We start from the raw sequence: 17,416 nt of genomic DNA on the forward strand, positions 1-17,416 counted from the left end.
TAAGGGTAACTCGCGACACCTGAATCCGTTTACTTAACCGAAAAAAGTTACCAAGATGTACGATGTTATTATAGTGGGCGGCGGCCCGGCCGGAACGAGTGCCGCCATGTTGTTGGGGCGATGTGTACGCAATGTGCTCTTGTTTGATTCCGGTTTGGGCCGCAATCGTTGGTCGAACCACATGAACGGTTTTATTTCCCGGGATGGCTACAATCCCGTAGAATTTATTAAACTGGCCCGCGAAGAATTAAAAAAATACCCGGTAGAAGTAAAAAATCAAATTGTAAAAAGCGTTAAGCGCGTAGAAAATTACTTTGAAGTAACCGATCGGGATGATCATTGCTACGTAGCCCGCAAAGTTCTGTTGGCTACCGGCTTAAAAGATAAACTACCCGACATACCGGGTATGGAAGAAAAATACGGCAAAAGTGTGCACCATTGCCCTTACTGCGACGGTTGGGAATCGCGCAACAAACCTTTGGGTGCCTACGGCAAAGGCCGCGACGCGGTAGGTTTATCTTTATCGTTAAAAACGTGGAGCAACGACGTAACCTTATACACCGACGGCACCCGTAAACTGCGCCGCGAAGACTCCGCTTTACTGGAAGCGAACGACATTAAAATTTGTACCGCGTCCATTGAACGGCTGGCTGGCGCAGGTAGCGAACTTTCCGAAATAATCTTGCAAGGTGGCCGTAGCCTGAAATGCGAAGCTTTGTTTTTTAGTACGGGTTCGGAACAACAGTGCGATTTAGCCACCAACTTAGGCTGCGATTTTACGAGCAAAGGCGTGGTACGGACTTATAAAAACCAGCAAACCAACATTCCCGGATTGTACGTAGCCGGCGACGCCTCCCGCGACATGCAACTGGTAATTGTAGCGGCTTCGGAAGGTACTAAAGCTGGGGTGATGATTAACAAAGAACTACAAGAAGAATTCCGGCTGCAAATTACTGATGTGCGGGTATAAAATTTAAAAATTTATATTGTATAGAAAAATAGGTTTAATATTCTATTTAAATCTCATATTCTAAATAATGAGCTTATCAGCAAATACACTATTTCATTTTACGTCTAATATTGATTACCTAATTGGCATTTTGGTTAACGGATTTCTTCCAAGATATAGTCTTGAAGACTTTACATTTGCTTATCCAGAATCTAGAAATCCAGGAATAAAGCATCCATTTAAAATTGGGGTCCCAATGACTTGCTTCTGTGATATAAGGTTAACCCAAACCAAAAACCATTCTGCAACTTATGGAAAGTTTGTCATTGGAATGCAAAAAGAATGGGGAATTAAGAATAGAATTACACCAGTAACATATTTTCATCCTTACTCTAAAATCCTAATGAGTTAGTACACTATGGTCATATAATATGGGATAGTATATTAAGTTTAAGTGGAAAATCATTAGAAGAATTACAATCCGATTTATGGAGTATGAACGTTGAAGAATATTCCCAACCAATAAAAGACCTTATAAATGTTACAAGCTTTGTACATACTTTATTTCACTTTTACAAACCAATTTCTGGTACCGTAATCCGGAATGACTTAGAAGAATTTGTATACTTCTATGACGAAAGAGAATGGAGATACTGCCCTGATTTGTCAGATGAAGATAATCCTGGACGTAGTAAATACCTGCCTTTATTGTTTGAAGAACAATACATGAATCAAGAAATAAAAAATGCGGAAAACTTGAGGTTACAACAAATAAATCAACTTTTATTCTCTGAAAATGACATTAAGTATCTAATTCTTCCCAGCAGAAGTAACCTATCTGAATTTCTGAAGAAACTTGAAAACGCTCAGAAAGAAACTATAAACACTTACCAAAAGTTAGACATTTTATCACTTCTTCCTTTAATAAGATTCTATGATGAAATTGAAGAAGATCAGTAAATTATAACCGTGTTACTTATTTGCATTATTAAATTGTGGAATAAACGTCGTTTCCTAATAAGTTTATTATTACTCTTACTCCCACCGCAGGTTTTTTCGTGGGGATTTTTTGCCCACCAGCGCATTAACCGGCTGGCGGTATTTACGCTGCCGCCCGAAATGATCGGCTTTTACAAACAACACCTGGCCTACCTCACCGAAAACGCCGTTAACCCCGATAAGCGCCGCTACATGCTGCCCCAGGAAGGCCCGCGCCACTTTATTGATTTAGATGTATACGGCGATAGCGCTGCTTTAAAACTGCCCCGTACCTGGCAGGCCGCTCTTACCAAATTCACCGAAGATTCGTTAATGAAACACGGCATCGTGCCCTGGCACATTAACCGCGTTAAAAACCAACTCACCGAAGCTTTTAAACAACACGATCAACTCCGGATTCTCCAAATATCCGCCGATTTGGGCCATTACGTGGCCGATGCTTGCGTGCCGCTGCACACCACCCACAACTACAACGGGCAGTTTACCAATCAACGCGGCATTCATGGTTTATGGGAATCGCGGCTACCGGAGTTGTTGGCCGATCAGTACGATTTTCTGGTAGGCCCCGCGCAATATATTAATCAGCCACAAGTACAAGCCTGGAAAATTGTACAACGGTCCAATGGCGCTTTAGATTCGGTTTTTCGTTTCGAGCAAGAAGTATCGGCGAGTTTTAGCGCCGACCGGAAATATGCTTTTGAGGAACGTGGCGGAACAACGGTTAGAGTGTATGCCGCTCCTTTTTCTAAAGCCTATCACCAACGTTTACACGGCCAAGTCGAACGCCAGATGCGGCTCGCCATTAAATTAGTGGCTAGTTATTGGTACACCAGTTGGGTAGATGCCGGTCAGCCGGATCTGCGGAACTTGCAACCGCTCACCGAATCGCAGAAAAAACTTTTGCTGGAGGAAAAACAACAATTAAAACCGGTTTTAACTCCCGAGCGTCCCCACGAAGCCTTTTGATGTTGTTACCATTTAAAAAGCAACGAAAAAACAGGTAGACGAGGTAAAATTTAAAAAAATTAGCTGAATTTACCTTTCTCTTTTCACTTTAGATAACGGTTTCGTAACGGTGTATTTCGTTGAGGTGCATAATAATATTTCCGTTTTCGTCGGTTTCGTAAGCTCGCTGGAAACGGGCATTCCAAACGATTTGGTCATGTTGGTAAGAATAGCTGGTATGCAAAATCTGGCTAAACGTATCATCAAAACCTTTCACATGAATTAGAATCTCGGCCTCTTGGCGGCTCAGTTCTTCCGTAGATTTACCGTACAGCGGACTTTCTTCGTTTATCACGTGCACCAGGGTCCAGTTCATCGGAAAGAAAATAATGTTCGCTACTTCTAGTTTTAAGCTGTAGTACTTGCGGTTATGCTGATCGTTGGTATGATCCACGAGTACCAGCATCATCCGGCTTTCCATTTCCATCAGCATATTACTGCGTTGATTTACAATCCGGAACATGAGCTTTGGAAAAGGCTCGGCGGGTGTAACCACCATGTTGCGGCTAAACAAAATGCGGGCCGATGGCCGCGAAAAGCGCCCATAAAGCAAGCCGGTAGCCAAGGCAAAAAATAACCAGCCACACATGGCTTCAAAACTCGCGATAATATTAGCCGGAATACCCTGGGGCGAAATATTGCCGTAACCCACCGTGGTAAAAGTTTGTACGCTAAAAAGAAAACGCTCAAGTACGTATGAATGGCACTTGTAGTAGGCAAGTTGGCTAAGTGTTCAATACCAGCCAGGTAATAACATCCCGCAAAAAGTAAGTTAATCAGCAAATAAAAAAGCAGCATTAAAGTTAAAAAATAGGCCACGAAGCATTGATCAGAAAAAGGTAAAAATCGCGACTGTTAAACCCCCCGCCCTTGCGCACCACGTTATAAGTACCATCCGGGTTGATCATGCGCTTGGTTCTACCGGCGTATTTTTCACCGAAGCCCGGGTCGTTGGTTTGCTGCAACATAAGAATCTTTTAACTTTTGCGCTTGTAAATTAAAACGTTTCCTGACTCTGAAGTAAACTCCTTTTAAAACTTCTCTGGGAACAGCTATGTATAATGAGAGTGCCTTTACAGCTAATAGTTAAACGTGCCTACTTATTGCCATGTAGCTTATAAAAAACAATGGCCGATTCGTTTAACTTTTTCACCTGTTTATTATGGACATCAACCAAGTTCACTAGTCCTTGGTTTTTTAAATTTTCGAATGCTTGCAAGTAATTTAATTTGCGGTAAGGCGTACCCAGCACATGTTCTTCGTAAACTTCCCGGATGGTGCGGTAATGAAAGCGGCTCCGGCTATTGGCTAGTTCTTCCACCAAGTTTTCCAGACAATACGGATGCAGGTACCGGAAAAACCCAGGCAATTCTACGGGTTGTGGTCTCTGGTTTACCTGGAACAAGGGCACGCCATCGGGTTGGTAATCACTGTATGGCTCCAGTATTTCCCGGAACTGAAAATACAATTCTTTCTTTTTAGAGGCTACCAACAGGTAAAAATGGAGCTGGTCTTTTTCAGGGAGATTAATCCGGAGCGTGACACAATTGTAATTTCGGTCTAGCAGCGCGTTTTCTAAAGCTTCCAAGCTTTGTTGTTCCCGTTTACGCAAATTAGTTTCCTGCTGCCACCTTGTTTTTAACGCCTTCCAACGATCGCCCAATAACCCTGAAAATTCTTTTTCTTCGTTACCGGAGGTAACCGCGGCTTTTAGCTTATTTAAGTTAAACAATAACCATAAATCCGAATGCGGGCTAAGAAGCGCTTGCTCCAGTTTGTCCAATGCGTAAACGGTTGCAAACGGGTCGGCAGCCACTAAGGTAGCCGAAGATTCTGGAAAGGTAACTCCGGGATCGGAGGCCGGTAAATAAACCGGTTCATTGTTTAGCGCTGCATAAAAAGGCTGATTTTCTAAATCAGCTTTTAACTTTTCGGAGGCACCTTTTGCGGCCGAATAAAAATAAGTTTTCAGCTTTTCGTTTAATTCCGGTAAATTTTCGTTGGTTGCCGATACTGTTTGTAAAACGGTGACCGGTGAAATATCTTCCGGATTACCCGAACCAGCAAGCAAATCCAGGTACTGTAAATTTGAAATTTTTAAATTTTGCGGATGGAGATAGAAGGAATACCAGGTTTTAAAACAGGAAAGTAATATTTCTGATTTTATCTCGGCGGCAGTACGCTTTTTTTTAAAAAAATAATTTGTTTCGGTAACAGGCATTTAAATTACGGTTCCACCCGGGCAGCTTATCTTGTTACAAATTTACGCGATTCCGGTTTCACTTACCGATTCATCCGGCGATATAAATAAAGTAAATTCATTCCTGAGTTTTTCCTGGGCACTAACATTTTTACCCAAATAAGTTTAAGAAAACAGCCGGGAGAAGCAGTATAAATTTAAAAAAGCAGCCTGCTTGGCTGCTTTTTTAAATTTATTAGAAAAAGGAAATCGTATAAATTAAAATTACGATTTAAGTTACACTAGTTTTTTGTAGCGAATACGCTTGGGTTCTACGTCGCCGAGGCGTTTGCGTTTGGCTTCTTCGTAATCCGAGAAATTTCCTTCGAACCATACTGCCTGCGACTCGCCTTCAAAAGCCAAAATGTGGGTGGCGATCCGGTCCAGGAACCAGCGGTCGTGGGAAATAACTACGGCGCAACCCGCAAAGCTTTCCAAAGCATCTTCCAGGGCCCGGATCGCGTTTACATCCAGGTCGTTGGTGGGCTCATCGAGTAATAACAAGTTAGCGCCTTGCTTTAAAGTCATGGCCAGGTGCACGCGGTTGCGCTCCCCACCCGATAACACGCCTACTTTCTTTTCCTGATCGGCGCCGGTAAAGTTAAATTTGCTCACGTACGCCCGGGAATTGATTTGCCGGTTAGCCAGCAGCATGGTTTCGGTGCCGCCCGAAATCGTTTCGAACACTGTTTTGTTGGGATCCAGTGATTCGTGCTGCTGATCAACGTAAGCGGTTTCCACGGTGGGACCAATGGTAATGTTACCCACATCCGGTTTTTCGCGGTGCGTTATTACCCGGAACAACGTGGATTTACCCGCGCCATTTGGCCCGATAATACCCACAATACCGGCTGGTGGCAACGAAAATGTTAAATTTTCAAATAGTAACTTATCGCCAAACGCTTTGCTTAATCCTTCGGCTTCGATTACCACATTTCCTAAACGCGGACCATCCGGGATAAATAATTCCAGTTTTTGTTCTTTTTCGCGGGCTTCTTCGCTGGCTAGTTTTTCATAATTACCTAAACGGGCTTTAGACTTAGCTTGACGGGCTTTCGGCACCATGCGGGCCCACTCCAGTTCGCGTTGTAAAGTTTTTTGGCGTTTGCTTTCCTGCTTTTCTTCTTTGGCTAAGCGGTTGGCTTTTTGCTCTAACCAGCTCGTATAATTTCCTTTCCACGGAATGCCTTCGCCACGGTCCAGTTCCAAGATCCAGCCGGCCACTTTATCCAGAAAATACCGGTCGTGGGTTACGGCAATTACGGTACCTTTGTACTGCTGCAAGTGCTGCTCCAGCCACAAAACACTTTCGGCATCCAAGTGGTTGGTAGGCTCGTCGAGTAACAATACATCGGGTTCCTGCAACAGCAAACGGCATAAAGCCACCCGGCGTTTTTCGCCCCCGGATAAATTTCCCACGATGGCTTCGCCGGGCGGCGTGCGCAGGGCATCCATGGCGCGCTCCAGTTTGTTATCGAGTTCCCAGGCGTTATGTTGGTCCAGTTTTTCCTGCACTTCGCCCTGGCGGGTTAAAAGCTTATCGTAGTCGGCATCCGGGTCGGCAAAGGCTTCATTTATCTCGTCGAATTCTTTCAGTAATGCTACTACTTCGGCTACGCCTTCTTCAATTATTTCTTTTACCGTTTTATCCGGGTCGAGCTGGGGTTCTTGTTCCAGGTAGCCTACGCTGTAGCCCGGCGAAAAAGCGACTTCGCCCTGGTATTGCTTATCTACCCCGGCAATAACTTTTAATAAACTAGACTTACCCGAACCGTTAAGCCCCAGTACGCCTATTTTGGCTCCGTAAAAAAACGACAGATAAATGTTTTTTAGAACTTGCTTTTGTGGCGGATAAATTTTATTTACGCCCGCCATAGAGAAAATGATAGTTTCGCTACTCATGCTTATTTTTTAATTTACAATAACAGTAGTACTCATTTTTTAAATTTCAGGCCGGAACGAGGTTCAGAAATTAATAAGCAGGCATTTTACCGGTGAAAAATCACATCAAACCAGCAGATATTACGTATTTCACCAGCAATACACTTTAAACCACGCATTAAGCCTTAAAAGTGGGCAAATATCGGAAATTATAATAGTTTCTGATTATGAAAATAGTTGGAAATGGTTAAACTTGTAAAAAATTAAAAATTAAATTTACCGCGTTCCCTCGATGGAAAACAAAGATTTATTGGAAGAAGCCAAAAAATACGGCTTTACTCAGGACAATCAGGTGTGGTTGAAGCCTTTTATGAATTTCCCGGCGCGCCAGGTTGGCGATGTGAAAGAAGTAGAAGACGAATCGCTGCAGTATTTTGCCTTTCGGTTTCAAACTTTTCAGGAAAAAGTAAATGCGCTCCTGGAAAAAATATCTACCTCCGAAAACAAAGGTTCTTTCTTAATGAAAGTGCTGCACTTGAAGGAACTGGTTGAGAAGTACGACGCTATCGGCGATTTTGAAGCTATTTATCACCAGCTTACTCAGGCTGAGAACGAAATAAAAGTAGCCATTAGTAAAAACCGGGATAAAAACTTAACCACCAAAATTACTTTAATAGAAGAAGCAGAAGCGTTGCAGGAAAGTATTGATTGGAAAGAAACTACCGAAAAGCTAAAAGAGCTGCGGCAAAACTGGATAAAAACCGGCCCCATTGATAAAGCGCTTACCGATGAAATAGAAGATCGGTTTAAAAACGCGGTAGAAGTATTTTTTAAGCGTAAGAAAGATTTTTATCAGGATAAGCAAAGTTTGCTGAATCGCACTTTAGATAAATACAAAGCTTTAATCGCGGAATCAGAAGCCCTTAAAAATTCGGAAGAGTGGGAAGAAACTACCAAAAAGCTAAAAGATTTACAAAACCGGTGGAAAGAAGTGGGCGGTAACTTGCCCCGGAAAACGTCTACGGAATTATGGAATACTTTCCGGAAGGCGCATAATTACTTTTTCGAACGGCTGAAAAACAAAATTACGGTTACTAAAACCGAGTCAAAAGATCGCTTCTTCGAAGACAACCTGAACAAGAAAAAACAACTGGTAGCCGAAGCACAAGGTTTGTTGCAGCTGAACACCCACGAAGCAGTAAAACAGGCCAAAGAACTGCAAGCCGCCTGGAAAAAAGTAGGACCGGTAAAAGGGGAAGAGTCGGACCGGGTTTGGGAACAGTTTATTATTGCTTGCGATAAGGTTTTTGAAGTAAGCAGCCTGGAGCATTTTATGCGCAAAAAGTACCCGAATGCCGATCGCAATAACCACGTTGAGCAAGTGCATAACCGCATTAATGCGCTCCGCGATTTTATTAAGTCGGATAAGCAAGAACTGGAGGTGCTGGAAACCAACTTAGGCAAATTATCGAGCGCACCCAACAACGATGCTTTTCGGACGATGATTCAAGGCAAAATCAAGAACTTTAACCGGAAGATTAAAACCAAGACCGAACTCATTGAACTGTTTAAAAGTAAACTGAATAAAGAAGTAACGGGCTAAAAAACCTTAGCCTGGTGATTTTAGTAAGTATTTCGTTACCAACTAAGTAGCGGTTTAAACTTTTAAAATTAAAAGAGACAAGCAATTTTACTTTTACTTTCTTAATAATTACCTGCATAAAATAATTAATTGTGTGCTTCTTTGGCCCAGTTTAACCAGCAACAAAAACTAAAAACAAAGTCAAACATTTACCGGCGTTTACACGTTGTGATTTTAAAAAATAAATAGCTACTTTATATATATTCCGTTGTATACCTAGTTATTTTTTATATTTTAGGTTTAATAAAGCATTCCACATTTTAACTTTTTAAGGAGATATAAACATGTATTGGACACTGGAATTGGCATCGTATTTAGAAGATGCACCTTGGCCTGCTACAAAAGATGAATTAATTGACTATTCGATTCGTTCTGGCGCCCCGATGGAGGTGGTTGAAAACCTGCAAGCCCTGGAAGATGATGGTCAGCCATATGAAAACATAGAAGAAGTTTGGCCGGATTATCCTACCAAAGAAGATTTTATGTTTAATGAGGACGAGTATTAAAAATTATGATGAATTAGAAATTATGAATTAGAAACTAGAGATCAAATTATTTCTAATTCATAATTTCTAATTTTAGTATGTTAGAGATTAAAGATCTGGTTGCGGGATATGAGCAACGCGTGCTTATCCGCCATCTTTTTTTATCGCTGCCTGCACCTGCTTTCGTAGCCATTGTGGGCCATAATGGCGGAGGTAAAAGCACTTTTTTTAAAATTTTAACTGGCCAGGTGCCCTTTCAGCAAGGCCAAATCTGGTTGCTGGGCCATAATCTGCAAAGTTTATCGCATCGGGCTGCTACGGGTTTGTTATCGTATTTACCCCAAAAAAACACCGTATCTTTTCCGATACCCGTAAGCAACCTGGTGGTGATGGGGCTGCTCCGGAATAAACATTTTTTAGAGAATTACAATGCCGCCGATTACCTCCGGGTAGCTACCCTGCTGGAAACCCTGGAAATCCCCCATTTGGCTAACCGCGATTTTACCCAACTTTCCGGCGGTGAGCAGCAGTTAGTGTGGCTGGCGCAACTCATGCTGCAAGACACCCGCTTGTGCCTGCTCGATGAGCCTACCCAACAATTAGATATTTACCATAAGAAAAAAGTTTTTGAGCTGCTTACCAGTTGGGTAAGTCAGCAGCGAAAAACCGTATTGTGTATTACGCACGATTTATTAAACCTTTACGAGTACTCTGGCTACCTGCTCAATATTTCAAAACCGCATCCCCAACTGGAAGTGCTTAGTCCCCAAACCATCGACCAAAATGTAGCCTTTCTGGAGAAAAAACCAGCATGAAACGCAGATTTTCGCGGATCAGGAATTTACCTTACCATGGCCCGCATGGCTTTTACGTTATTAACCTCAATGGCATCTGGTTGCAGTAAAATCATTTTGTAAATGGTATTGCGCGCCTTGCCGCCAAATAAAATTACTTTTAAGTTGTAATAACGGGCCAGTTTCATTTTAGCGGCATCCATGTGTTTGCCGTCCGCAACCAGGCCTTGCAATCGGTTACCCAATACCGTTTTTAAGCTTTTTTCAAAATCGCCGCTGATGTCTAGATATAATTTGGCTTGTGGCTCTACATCCCGAAAAGCCTGCAATAAATCCGGCTTGTAATACACCAACGAGAGTTTTTTCAGAGGGTAATGGTACTTACGCAGCAAACGCATTACGCTTTGGGCAAAAAAAGCATTCCGGCTGGGGTTGTAGCTGCGCAAATCCAGGTGCAGGTACGGGTACTCAGGTTGCTTGGGAATTTCCCGCAGCAAGTCTTCGAGCGAGATAAGTTTTTCATCGTGAAACAAGTCGTAAAACCAGCCACCCGTATAAGCTACTCTCAGCACATCATCGGCAAGTAAATCTTCAATCCGGCCTTTTCCCTCCGACATGGTGTTCAAGGTTTCGTCGTGGTATAAAATCGGGATGCCGTCGCGGCTTACGTGTACATCTACCTCCAGGCCGTCGGCGCCATCTTCGTGTAAAGCGGCCAGCAACGATTGGCGACTATTGGGCGGTAAAGGATTAAAAGGATTTAACGGCGAAAAGAAGGCCCGCCCGGCGTGGCCAATTATCTGCACATTTTTTTGTTCCGAAGTGAGCACATGCATCTTTCGACTAAACCGCACGGCATCGTAAACAAAAAATAGTACTACCATTATACTTACTATTAAGAGCAGAAGCCATAATTTGCGTTGCCAAAGGGCTTGCTTCCGCGAAGAAGAGCTATTCATAAGTCAAATATAAAGTCCATTGGCCGAACGCCTAAAATTGAAGCATCTATTTTTTAGAAGCCCGCTTTATTTATGTCATTTACTTTCCGAACAAATAACCAAAATTTAAATTTTACTGCTTCACCAAATGCTTCTCCTGCTCCCAACCGATATTTAATTCCCTTATCGGTTATCCTGCTTATTGCTTTTGTAATCCGGCTGCTGGCGGCGTTTTTTTCCGGAGGTTATGCATTCCATGACGATCATTTTGATGTAATTGAAATTGCGCAAAGTTGGTTATATAACCTGCCGGTCTGGATTCACGACGAAATACCACCTCGCCATAGTATGTTTTACGTAGGTATTCATTATGTAATATTTTACATCAGCGAAATGCTGGGTTTAACCAGCCCGACGGGTAAAATGTTGGTAGTACGGGTGCTACACGCTTTGTACTCGTTGCTGGTAGTCTATTACGGCTATAAGATTACGGAATTGCTTTCGAACCAGCGTAATGCGCGTTTAGTAGGCTTAATGCTGGCCCTCGTTTGGTTTATGCCTTTTATGAGCGTCCGTAACCTGGTAGAAATGACTTGCCTTCCACCTTACCTGGCCGCTTTTTATTTAATTTTAAAACCAGACTCAACTAACCAGAAAATAATACTTGGCCGTTACCTGAGAGCAGGCGCTTTGCTGGGGCTTTCTTTTATTTTGTACTACCAGGTATTTATATTAGCGCTAGGAGCCGGTTTGGTGTTGCTTTTTCAGAAGCAATGGCTAAAGGTAATCTACCTAAGTTTAGGATTCAGTGCAATTGCTTTGCTTATACAGGGTACTATTGACGTAACTTTTTATAAGTTCCCGTTTCATTCCGTTGTTACTTATTTTTTATATAAATCCGATAAAGCTTATAGTTACAGTTCTGGCCCGATTTACCGCTATCTAGTAGCCATATTGTTTTTTTTGGTGCCACCGCTCAGCGTTTACTTACTAATTGGCTACGGCCGTACCGCTAAAATTGCTCCTACTTTGTTTGTGGCGGGTTTATTGTTTTTTGTAGTGCTTTCGGCCTTTCCAAACAAGCAGGAACAATTTATTTTGCCGCTTTTCCCTATTATCATAATTCTGGGCGTAATTGGCTGGCAAAGCTTTGCCCAGCAATCGCGGTTCTGGCAACCCCGTCGCCAGCTACTAGCAGCCAGCTGGACTTTCTTTTGGGTTCTAAATATTACTGCGGCGGTGCTGCTGGCCTTTTCATACCCCCAAAAAAGCCGCATTGCTCCTTTGGTATACCTATCCGGGAAAGAAAACCTGCACGGCATTTTACTCGAATTTGGTAATAACAATTTTCAGGTGCCGCCCTTGTTTTATTTGGGCCGGATGGCGGCCGAAGCCGGACCATTTATTACGGACCGTAAGAAAATATGGCAAAAATATAAAACCGGAACGCCGCTGCCCGCTGACTTTGTAATGGTGTATAGTCTAAACCACGAAAAACCTTTAAAAGCCTTACAAGCTGAAATAAAACCGGCTTACGCGCCTAATTACGTAGTAGTTGTGGGCCAAGATGATTTAAACAAACGTTTGCAACGCCTCCGACAACTTTATTCGCAAATCAAACTGGAGCAAACAATAGCACCTTCGCGCTACGACCAGGTAAGACATTGGTTAAGCCCATGGGAACATTCAGCCGAACAAGTACGCATTTATCAGGTAAAATAGCCCGGCGTTTACCGCGTAAAGGTGAACAGATAATTAAAAAAGAAATTCCAGAAAAACACCAGTACCATCGCGCAAAACTTTGCGACGTAAAAGTTAAGTTTAAATTTTACAGTAAGCAGGTATACAAGCAGGTTGTTCAGAATTAATCCGACCAACGCGATGAGTAGAAATTTAGAAAACTGAACGGCAATGCCCGGATCTACGCTCCGGAAAGTCCACAGTCGGTTTAGAAGGTAGTTGTTGGTGCAGGCAATGGCAAAACCGGAGCTGTTGGCCAGATATTTATTCCAGCGCAGCTTTTCTCTTGTCAGGTAGGTTATACCGAAATCGAGCAATAAACCCGAAAAACCCACCAGCACAAACTTTAAAAATTTAAAAAACCAGGCTGTTGGGTTAGTAAACATCTAAGAATACGTAATAGTGAAACGGGTTCCGTAACATGTAAGCAGCAACTGAAAATGGCCGCATTGGATTTGTCTGAAAACTCGCCAATAACTGAATTACCGCACTACCTGCCCACAGAAACTCTACCTACCGCTAACCCCCTACAGCTTCCGGCAGGTCGCAGATTATAGAAAATTTAAAAAAATATACTCAAACAAAACGGATACAAACCAAAAGCCCAGCTGCTTTTATAACAACGGGGCTTTTAATTTTTGAATAGATTAGTGCTAAGTGTTTTTGCTTACAAAGTAGCCATATCAATAACAAACCGGTATTTTACGTCGCTGCGGAGCATGCGTTCGTAAGCTTCGTTAATCTGGGCCATCGGAATTACTTCCACATCCGACATAATGTTGTTTTCGGCGCAGTAATCCAGCATTTCCTGTGTTTCGGGTATGCCACCAATCATGGAACCTACTAACCGCTTGCGACGAGAAATTAAACTAAAGCCTGCCACCGGAGCAGGCTCGGGCGGCGCTCCTACCAAAATCATGGTGCCATCGCGGCGCAGTAAGCTTAAGTATAAGTTTAAATCGTGGGGTGCCGAAACCGTATCCAGAATAAAATCAAAATAATTAGTATATTCTTTCAGATGCTCCGGATTGCGGGTAACGGCAAATTTATGCGCGCCTAACTCTTTGGCATCGGCTTCTTTGCTAGGCGAAGTACTGAGTACCGTAACTTCGGCGCCCATAGAAGCGCCCAATTTTACGGCCATGTGGCCTAAGCCACCTAGTCCTACCACGCCTAATTTATGCCCTGCGCCTACTTTCCATTGCCGCAACGGCGAATAAGTAGTAATACCCGCGCATAACAAAGGCGCTACTCGCGATAAGTCTAATTTTTCGGATACTTTTAAAGTGTAATTTTCATCCACTACAATCTGGTTGGAGTAACCGCCGTAGGTTGGGGTTTTTCGATCCATTTCCAAGCCATTATAGGTGCTGGCCGTGTGCACTTCGCAGTATTGCTCCAAGCCTTCTTTACAGCTATGGCAGGTACGGCAAGAATCTACAAAACAACCCACACCGGCTAAATCACCTTCTTTAAACTTGGTTACCTGACTGCCCACTTTACTAATGCGGCCTACTATTTCGTGGCCCGGTACCATGGGGTAAATAGAACCGCCCCACTCATTGCGTACCTGATGAACATCAGAGTGGCAAACACCACAGTATAATATACTAATTAACACATCGTGTTCCCCTACTTCCCGGCGTTCAAAGCTAAACGGGCCCAGCGGCTCCGTCGCATCTTGTACAGCGTATCCTTTTGTTGGCATCATAGTTTTAGAAATTAAAAAATCAAAGGTTGTTTAGTTTGATTACCTGACTAAAACGGGTAAGTAAGCGGGAAGTTGCCCAAAATTGGACCTCCTCGAAGTTACAGTAATCTTCGTAACCGCTAGGCGAAGTAAACTTTCTATAACGCAACGAAATAATTCCTTTTAAAAACTATTTTGCAGCAGCTAAAACTCACCCGGTAACTTTTGAGTAAGCATATCCAAAATTTTAAATTTTTCTTACTTAGTAGCAGGAGCTTGTTTCGGCGGATTAATCATGATGTGGGCATTATGCTTGCCAGGATCCATTATCCAAGGCAGACCGGGGCCATCTGGCTTCAACGGCAAACCAGTGCTTTCGGCAGTGGCAAACGGAATATACACCACCGAACGGACGTAACCGTTTTTTACTTCGCCAGTAGCTTTGTCAAAATCAGTGTCTTCAGCTGAAAAAGAAAATAAAGTAGTCGGGTTCTTCGGCATTTTTAGCTTACCCGTTTTTGCTTCTTGTTCGCGGGTATCGTAAATTTCCTGCCCCGATTTGCCGGCTTTCCGAAGCTCCCGGCCACGCGCCATAAATGGTTCTAAATCTTTGTGGTAACACGAGGCATTAAAGCCTTTTTGCTTAGGGTCGTCGCCTAAACAGATTAATTCGTTGGTTCCTTTACGCAATAAAGTTAGCGTGCCATCGCCGGTATAACCGTACACGGCGGCACCGGCTCGCTTATCGGCGGGCGCCGCCAAAACCGCGGCTTTAATCTGGATTTCGGGGGTAGGTACCGTAGTTTGCGCCACGCTCACCAAAACGGGCGTAGCTGTTAGTAAAAAAGTGAGTAGTTGTTTCATAGAGCTGTTTATTACAAAATGTTTTTACTTCTAACCGCAGGTTAATAGAGCCGGGTAACTAAGGTAATCAATTACCTAAAGCTTAAAAATTAAAAACCATATTTATTGTATTTGCCCTGTTCTGGCGCTTATTCCTGCTTTTTTTAAATTTTATAAGCCAAGGCAACCATTATTCTTGATTTTAACCTTATAACTCCCGTTTTCCAGGCTTTTTATTTAATCGCTTGGCGGACGCATTTACTTCAATTAAATCTACTGGGTCGTTCAAAGGACTGGTATCTAAATTAGTGGCGCGGTTTAGTTCTTCTGGGCAGCGTCAAAAATACCAGATTTTTGCGTTATGGAGCAGCGAATTAAAGTTTTAAAAGTAAAATACAAACAGGTACTTTCAGCAACCAGCATGGTGTAAGCAGAACTTGTTGGTTAGCCAACCTTCATTGGCTAACTACAGATATGGCTGCAAGCAAACGCGTAAGTGTTCTATTAGTTCCGCATCCTGGTATTGGTACTCATCCGGTATATCCAGCACAATAATCTGTTTGTTGTTTAGTGCAACCGGAAACTTTTCGCGCAGGCGCTGCCGGTGTTTTTTCTCCATCACAAAAATAATATCAACCCACAAAATAAGCTTTTCGGTTACCCGAACCCGGACATTATTTTCTGTTTCTGCGGATCGGGCCGTTATAGTCGGATGATTTTGAAATAAGGCCTCGGCCGTGGGGCTTCGCCCTTGATTGCGGCTGCACACAAAAAGTATTTGCAAAATTTAAAATTTTTAAATCTTCACTTTTCCAGCAGGTAGCCACTCTTTTTTAAAAAAGCAGCGTAATCTTTAATGTTCAGGATGTCGGCCATGGCTTTTTTCTTATCCGGCGTTTTATCAAAATACGCTTTGCAGATCTGGTAACCCAGCCAATACCCTAAATCCTTGGGTCGTTGGTCTTTACCGCTTACCCCGTACAGCCAATCTTGGTTGTTAAAACCCTGCATGGCGTGGGCAAACTCTTTCCGCAGTTCGGCAGCGTGCGCATTGCCGTAAGTATAAGCGCTGGCATTTATATTCCTTCCCGAAATTAATTCGCCCACAAAATCGGCGCTGCCTTCCAAGATAGATTGTTCGAGCAAAGTAGTTTCGCGAGGCGGAAAGGTTTGCTGAAAATAAATCAGTTCGTGTGCCACAATTGCCGGGATGCCACTAGGATTACTTTGCATTTCGGCCCCGATAATTAAACCGTTTTTACTGGAAGTTCCTCCGGAATTAGCAGTACCAATCACAAAATAAACCGGCGGAAAAGTAGCAGCCGGATACCATTCTTTCAGCTTTTGAAAAGCTACGCGGCACTCTTTTTCTTTCAATGCAATTTTAAATGTATTTTCCCGCACTTTCTGGTATTCTTTCCGATGCTTTTTTACCGTTTGGTATAATTTATCGGCACTCTCGATGCGGTTCGCCATAAAATCTTTTACGCCTTGGCTGCCTTTATCAAGGTAGTATTTTTGAAACGGATTTTGTAAAGTATCTTGCAAAAAAAGGTCAAAAGCTTGCCAAAAATAACAAATGTCTTGGGTGACGAATTTGGCTTGACTTGGATCCGTTGGGAATTTGGTAGTCTGCCCGAAAGATTGCGTTACGCAAAGAAACCCGAAAACCAAACCGGTAAGTTTGTGCCACATACCAATAGAATTTAGAAAATAGACGCTGATGATGAAGTAATAGTTATAGCTCTAACTTACTACATAATGGTTTATATTTTCAAATCGGATTTTAAAGTTTTATTGCTGATTTTTTTTAATTTTTTACATTGCTAGCTAATCCACCATAAAAACGGTAGCCCCAGCCGTAGAAGCAATTTGGTGTGCCTCAGTATTATCGCCGACTACAAACGTTTCTCCTGCCTGCACGGTAATAGCGCGATCATTGGTAAAGGTTATTTCTAGCTGACCCGCCAATACCAATACTATTTGCCCCCGGTGGTTCCAATGGTTGGCCTGGTAATCGGCGAGGTATTGCACCAACCGCACCCGGATATTGCCTAATTCCCAGATTTTACTCATAGCGGTACCCGTTAAACCCGGCACTTCCACTACTTCCACCTCGTCCCAGTTAATCAGGTGAAACGGAATATTCTCTATCTTCATACAATTAAGGATTGGCGGAAAAAGAAAAAAATTTAAAAAATCATGGTAATG

At 42.8% G+C, this 17,416-nt stretch carries 19 protein-coding genes and 1 pseudogene; 8 read left to right on the forward strand and 12 right to left on the reverse strand.

What is annotated here, in order from left to right; all coding sequences use genetic code 11:
* Positions 1–55 precede the first annotated feature (55 nt).
* The 4 genes from AHMF7616_RS16050 to AHMF7616_RS16065 all read left to right on the forward strand — a co-directional run bounded on the left by AHMF7616_RS16050 (position 56) and on the right by AHMF7616_RS16065 (position 2,914).
* On the forward strand, positions 56–970 hold the full coding sequence (locus AHMF7616_RS16050; protein ID WP_115373812.1) for an NAD(P)/FAD-dependent oxidoreductase: 915 nt from the start codon (positions 56–58) through the stop codon (positions 968–970).
* A 67-nt stretch (positions 971–1,037) separates the two neighbouring features.
* A complete protein-coding gene (locus AHMF7616_RS27535; protein WP_115373813.1) occupies positions 1,038–1,361 on the forward strand; it encodes an abortive infection system antitoxin AbiGi family protein in 324 nt (107 codons plus the stop codon).
* A gap of 83 nt (positions 1,362–1,444) precedes the next feature.
* Positions 1,445–1,909, forward strand: coding sequence for an abortive infection system antitoxin AbiGi family protein (locus tag AHMF7616_RS27540; protein WP_115373814.1), 465 nt, complete (start codon positions 1,445–1,447; stop codon positions 1,907–1,909).
* A gap of 33 nt (positions 1,910–1,942) precedes the next feature.
* The gene (locus tag AHMF7616_RS16065; protein ID WP_233507610.1) at positions 1,943–2,914 is read left to right on the forward strand and encodes a zinc dependent phospholipase C family protein; all 972 of its coding nucleotides are present in this window, start codon (positions 1,943–1,945) and stop codon (positions 2,912–2,914) included.
* An 88-nt stretch (positions 2,915–3,002) separates the two neighbouring features.
* Here AHMF7616_RS16065 and AHMF7616_RS16070 read toward each other — a convergent pair whose 3' ends face one another.
* The 5 genes and pseudogenes from AHMF7616_RS16070 to ettA all read right to left on the reverse strand — a co-directional run bounded on the left by AHMF7616_RS16070 (position 3,003) and on the right by ettA (position 7,094).
* A complete protein-coding gene (locus tag AHMF7616_RS16070; RefSeq protein WP_262511749.1) occupies positions 3,003–3,518 on the reverse strand; it encodes a hypothetical protein in 516 nt (171 codons plus the stop codon).
* Positions 3,513–3,635, reverse strand: a pseudogene (locus AHMF7616_RS27545) (ion channel); the annotation flags it as partial. The gene AHMF7616_RS16070 and the pseudogene AHMF7616_RS27545, both read right to left, overlap by 6 nt.
* Before the next feature lie 121 nt (positions 3,636–3,756).
* Positions 3,757–3,921 (reverse strand): hypothetical protein, encoded by a 165-nt coding sequence (locus AHMF7616_RS26455; RefSeq protein WP_158546189.1) that lies wholly within the window; start codon positions 3,919–3,921, stop codon positions 3,757–3,759.
* A gap of 128 nt (positions 3,922–4,049) precedes the next feature.
* Positions 4,050–5,174 carry a hypothetical protein gene (locus tag AHMF7616_RS16075; protein ID WP_115373816.1) on the reverse strand — a complete coding sequence of 375 codons (1,125 nt, stop codon included), beginning with the start codon at positions 5,172–5,174 and terminating at the stop codon, positions 4,050–4,052.
* Positions 5,175–5,429: 255 nt separating this feature from the next.
* Positions 5,430–7,094: an energy-dependent translational throttle protein EttA gene (gene ettA / locus AHMF7616_RS16080; protein WP_115373817.1), complete on the reverse strand. Its 1,665-nt coding sequence runs from the start codon at positions 7,092–7,094 to the stop codon at positions 5,430–5,432.
* Positions 7,095–7,365: 271 nt separating this feature from the next.
* On the opposite strand from ettA, the gene AHMF7616_RS16085 reads away from it, so the two are divergent.
* The 3 genes from AHMF7616_RS16085 (at position 7,366) to AHMF7616_RS16095 (ending at position 10,015) form a co-directional block, all read left to right on the forward strand.
* A complete protein-coding gene (locus AHMF7616_RS16085; protein ID WP_115373818.1) occupies positions 7,366–8,676 on the forward strand; it encodes a DUF349 domain-containing protein in 1,311 nt (436 codons plus the stop codon).
* Between the two features lie 323 nt (positions 8,677–8,999).
* On the forward strand, positions 9,000–9,221 hold the full coding sequence (locus tag AHMF7616_RS16090; protein ID WP_019948259.1) for a DUF2795 domain-containing protein: 222 nt from the start codon (positions 9,000–9,002) through the stop codon (positions 9,219–9,221).
* Positions 9,222–9,298: 77 nt separating this feature from the next.
* Positions 9,299–10,015: an ABC transporter ATP-binding protein gene (locus AHMF7616_RS16095; RefSeq protein WP_115373819.1), complete on the forward strand. Its 717-nt coding sequence runs from the start codon at positions 9,299–9,301 to the stop codon at positions 10,013–10,015.
* A 26-nt stretch (positions 10,016–10,041) separates the two neighbouring features.
* Here the strand turns inward: AHMF7616_RS16095 and AHMF7616_RS16100 are convergent, their stop codons facing one another.
* Entirely contained in the window at positions 10,042–10,878 is an 837-nt protein-coding gene (locus tag AHMF7616_RS16100) for a glycerophosphodiester phosphodiesterase (RefSeq protein WP_158546190.1), read from the reverse strand.
* Positions 10,879–11,025: 147 nt separating this feature from the next.
* Here AHMF7616_RS16100 and AHMF7616_RS16105 point away from each other — a divergent pair, with 147 nt between their 5' ends.
* The gene (locus tag AHMF7616_RS16105; protein WP_115373821.1) at positions 11,026–12,654 is read left to right on the forward strand and encodes a glycosyltransferase family 39 protein; all 1,629 of its coding nucleotides are present in this window, start codon (positions 11,026–11,028) and stop codon (positions 12,652–12,654) included.
* An 8-nt stretch (positions 12,655–12,662) separates the two neighbouring features.
* On the opposite strand, the gene AHMF7616_RS16110 is transcribed toward AHMF7616_RS16105, so the two are convergent.
* The 6 genes from AHMF7616_RS16110 to AHMF7616_RS16135 form a co-directional block, all read right to left on the reverse strand.
* Entirely contained in the window at positions 12,663–13,058 is a 396-nt protein-coding gene (locus AHMF7616_RS16110) for a GtrA family protein (RefSeq protein WP_115373822.1), read from the reverse strand.
* A 281-nt stretch (positions 13,059–13,339) separates the two neighbouring features.
* Positions 13,340–14,383 (reverse strand): NAD(P)-dependent alcohol dehydrogenase, encoded by a 1,044-nt coding sequence (locus AHMF7616_RS16115; protein WP_115373823.1) that lies wholly within the window; start codon positions 14,381–14,383, stop codon positions 13,340–13,342.
* A gap of 237 nt (positions 14,384–14,620) precedes the next feature.
* Positions 14,621–15,226: a hypothetical protein gene (locus AHMF7616_RS16120; RefSeq protein WP_115373824.1), complete on the reverse strand. Its 606-nt coding sequence runs from the start codon at positions 15,224–15,226 to the stop codon at positions 14,621–14,623.
* Positions 15,227–15,671: 445 nt separating this feature from the next.
* Positions 15,672–15,989, reverse strand: coding sequence for a low molecular weight protein tyrosine phosphatase family protein (locus AHMF7616_RS16125; protein ID WP_115373825.1), 318 nt, complete (start codon positions 15,987–15,989; stop codon positions 15,672–15,674).
* 20 nt (positions 15,990–16,009) lie between these two features.
* Positions 16,010–16,900, reverse strand: coding sequence for a gliding motility protein GldB-related protein (locus AHMF7616_RS16130; protein WP_115373826.1), 891 nt, complete (start codon positions 16,898–16,900; stop codon positions 16,010–16,012).
* Between the two features lie 135 nt (positions 16,901–17,035).
* Positions 17,036–17,365, reverse strand: a complete 330-nt coding sequence (locus tag AHMF7616_RS16135; RefSeq protein WP_115373827.1) for a DHCW motif cupin fold protein — start codon at positions 17,363–17,365, stop codon at positions 17,036–17,038.
* Positions 17,366–17,416 lie beyond the last annotated feature (51 nt).

The sequence above is a fragment of the Adhaeribacter pallidiroseus genome, from assembly GCF_003340495.1.
GTDB classification, from domain to species: Bacteria; Bacteroidota; Bacteroidia; order Cytophagales; family Hymenobacteraceae; genus Adhaeribacter; species Adhaeribacter pallidiroseus.

What these genes read in the sequence shown, in the direction of transcription:
- AHMF7616_RS16050 (WP_115373812.1), top strand. Translation starts at nt 56, where the DNA reads ATGTACGATGTTATTATAGTGGGCGGCGGCCCGGCCGGAACGAGTGCC.
- AHMF7616_RS27535 (WP_115373813.1), top strand. Translation starts at nt 1,038, where the DNA reads ATGAGCTTATCAGCAAATACACTATTTCATTTTACGTCTAATATTGAT.
- AHMF7616_RS27540 (WP_115373814.1), top strand. Translation starts at nt 1,445, where the DNA reads ATGAACGTTGAAGAATATTCCCAACCAATAAAAGACCTTATAAATGTT.
- AHMF7616_RS26455 (WP_158546189.1), bottom strand. Translation starts at nt 3,921, where the DNA reads ATGTTGCAGCAAACCAACGACCCGGGCTTCGGTGAAAAATACGCCGGT.
- AHMF7616_RS16075 (WP_115373816.1), bottom strand. Translation starts at nt 5,174, where the DNA reads ATGCCTGTTACCGAAACAAATTATTTTTTTAAAAAAAAGCGTACTGCC.
- ettA (WP_115373817.1), bottom strand. Translation starts at nt 7,094, where the DNA reads ATGAGTAGCGAAACTATCATTTTCTCTATGGCGGGCGTAAATAAAATT.
- AHMF7616_RS16085 (WP_115373818.1), top strand. Translation starts at nt 7,366, where the DNA reads ATGGAAAACAAAGATTTATTGGAAGAAGCCAAAAAATACGGCTTTACT.
- AHMF7616_RS16090 (WP_019948259.1), top strand. Translation starts at nt 9,000, where the DNA reads ATGTATTGGACACTGGAATTGGCATCGTATTTAGAAGATGCACCTTGG.
- AHMF7616_RS16095 (WP_115373819.1), top strand. Translation starts at nt 9,299, where the DNA reads ATGTTAGAGATTAAAGATCTGGTTGCGGGATATGAGCAACGCGTGCTT.
- AHMF7616_RS16100 (WP_158546190.1), bottom strand. Translation starts at nt 10,878, where the DNA reads ATGGTAGTACTATTTTTTGTTTACGATGCCGTGCGGTTTAGTCGAAAG.
- AHMF7616_RS16105 (WP_115373821.1), top strand. Translation starts at nt 11,026, where the DNA reads ATGTCATTTACTTTCCGAACAAATAACCAAAATTTAAATTTTACTGCT.
- AHMF7616_RS16110 (WP_115373822.1), bottom strand. Translation starts at nt 13,058, where the DNA reads ATGTTTACTAACCCAACAGCCTGGTTTTTTAAATTTTTAAAGTTTGTG.
- AHMF7616_RS16115 (WP_115373823.1), bottom strand. Translation starts at nt 14,383, where the DNA reads ATGATGCCAACAAAAGGATACGCTGTACAAGATGCGACGGAGCCGCTG.
- AHMF7616_RS16120 (WP_115373824.1), bottom strand. Translation starts at nt 15,226, where the DNA reads ATGAAACAACTACTCACTTTTTTACTAACAGCTACGCCCGTTTTGGTG.
- AHMF7616_RS16130 (WP_115373826.1), bottom strand. Translation starts at nt 16,900, where the DNA reads ATGTGGCACAAACTTACCGGTTTGGTTTTCGGGTTTCTTTGCGTAACG.
- AHMF7616_RS16135 (WP_115373827.1), bottom strand. Translation starts at nt 17,365, where the DNA reads ATGAAGATAGAGAATATTCCGTTTCACCTGATTAACTGGGACGAGGTG.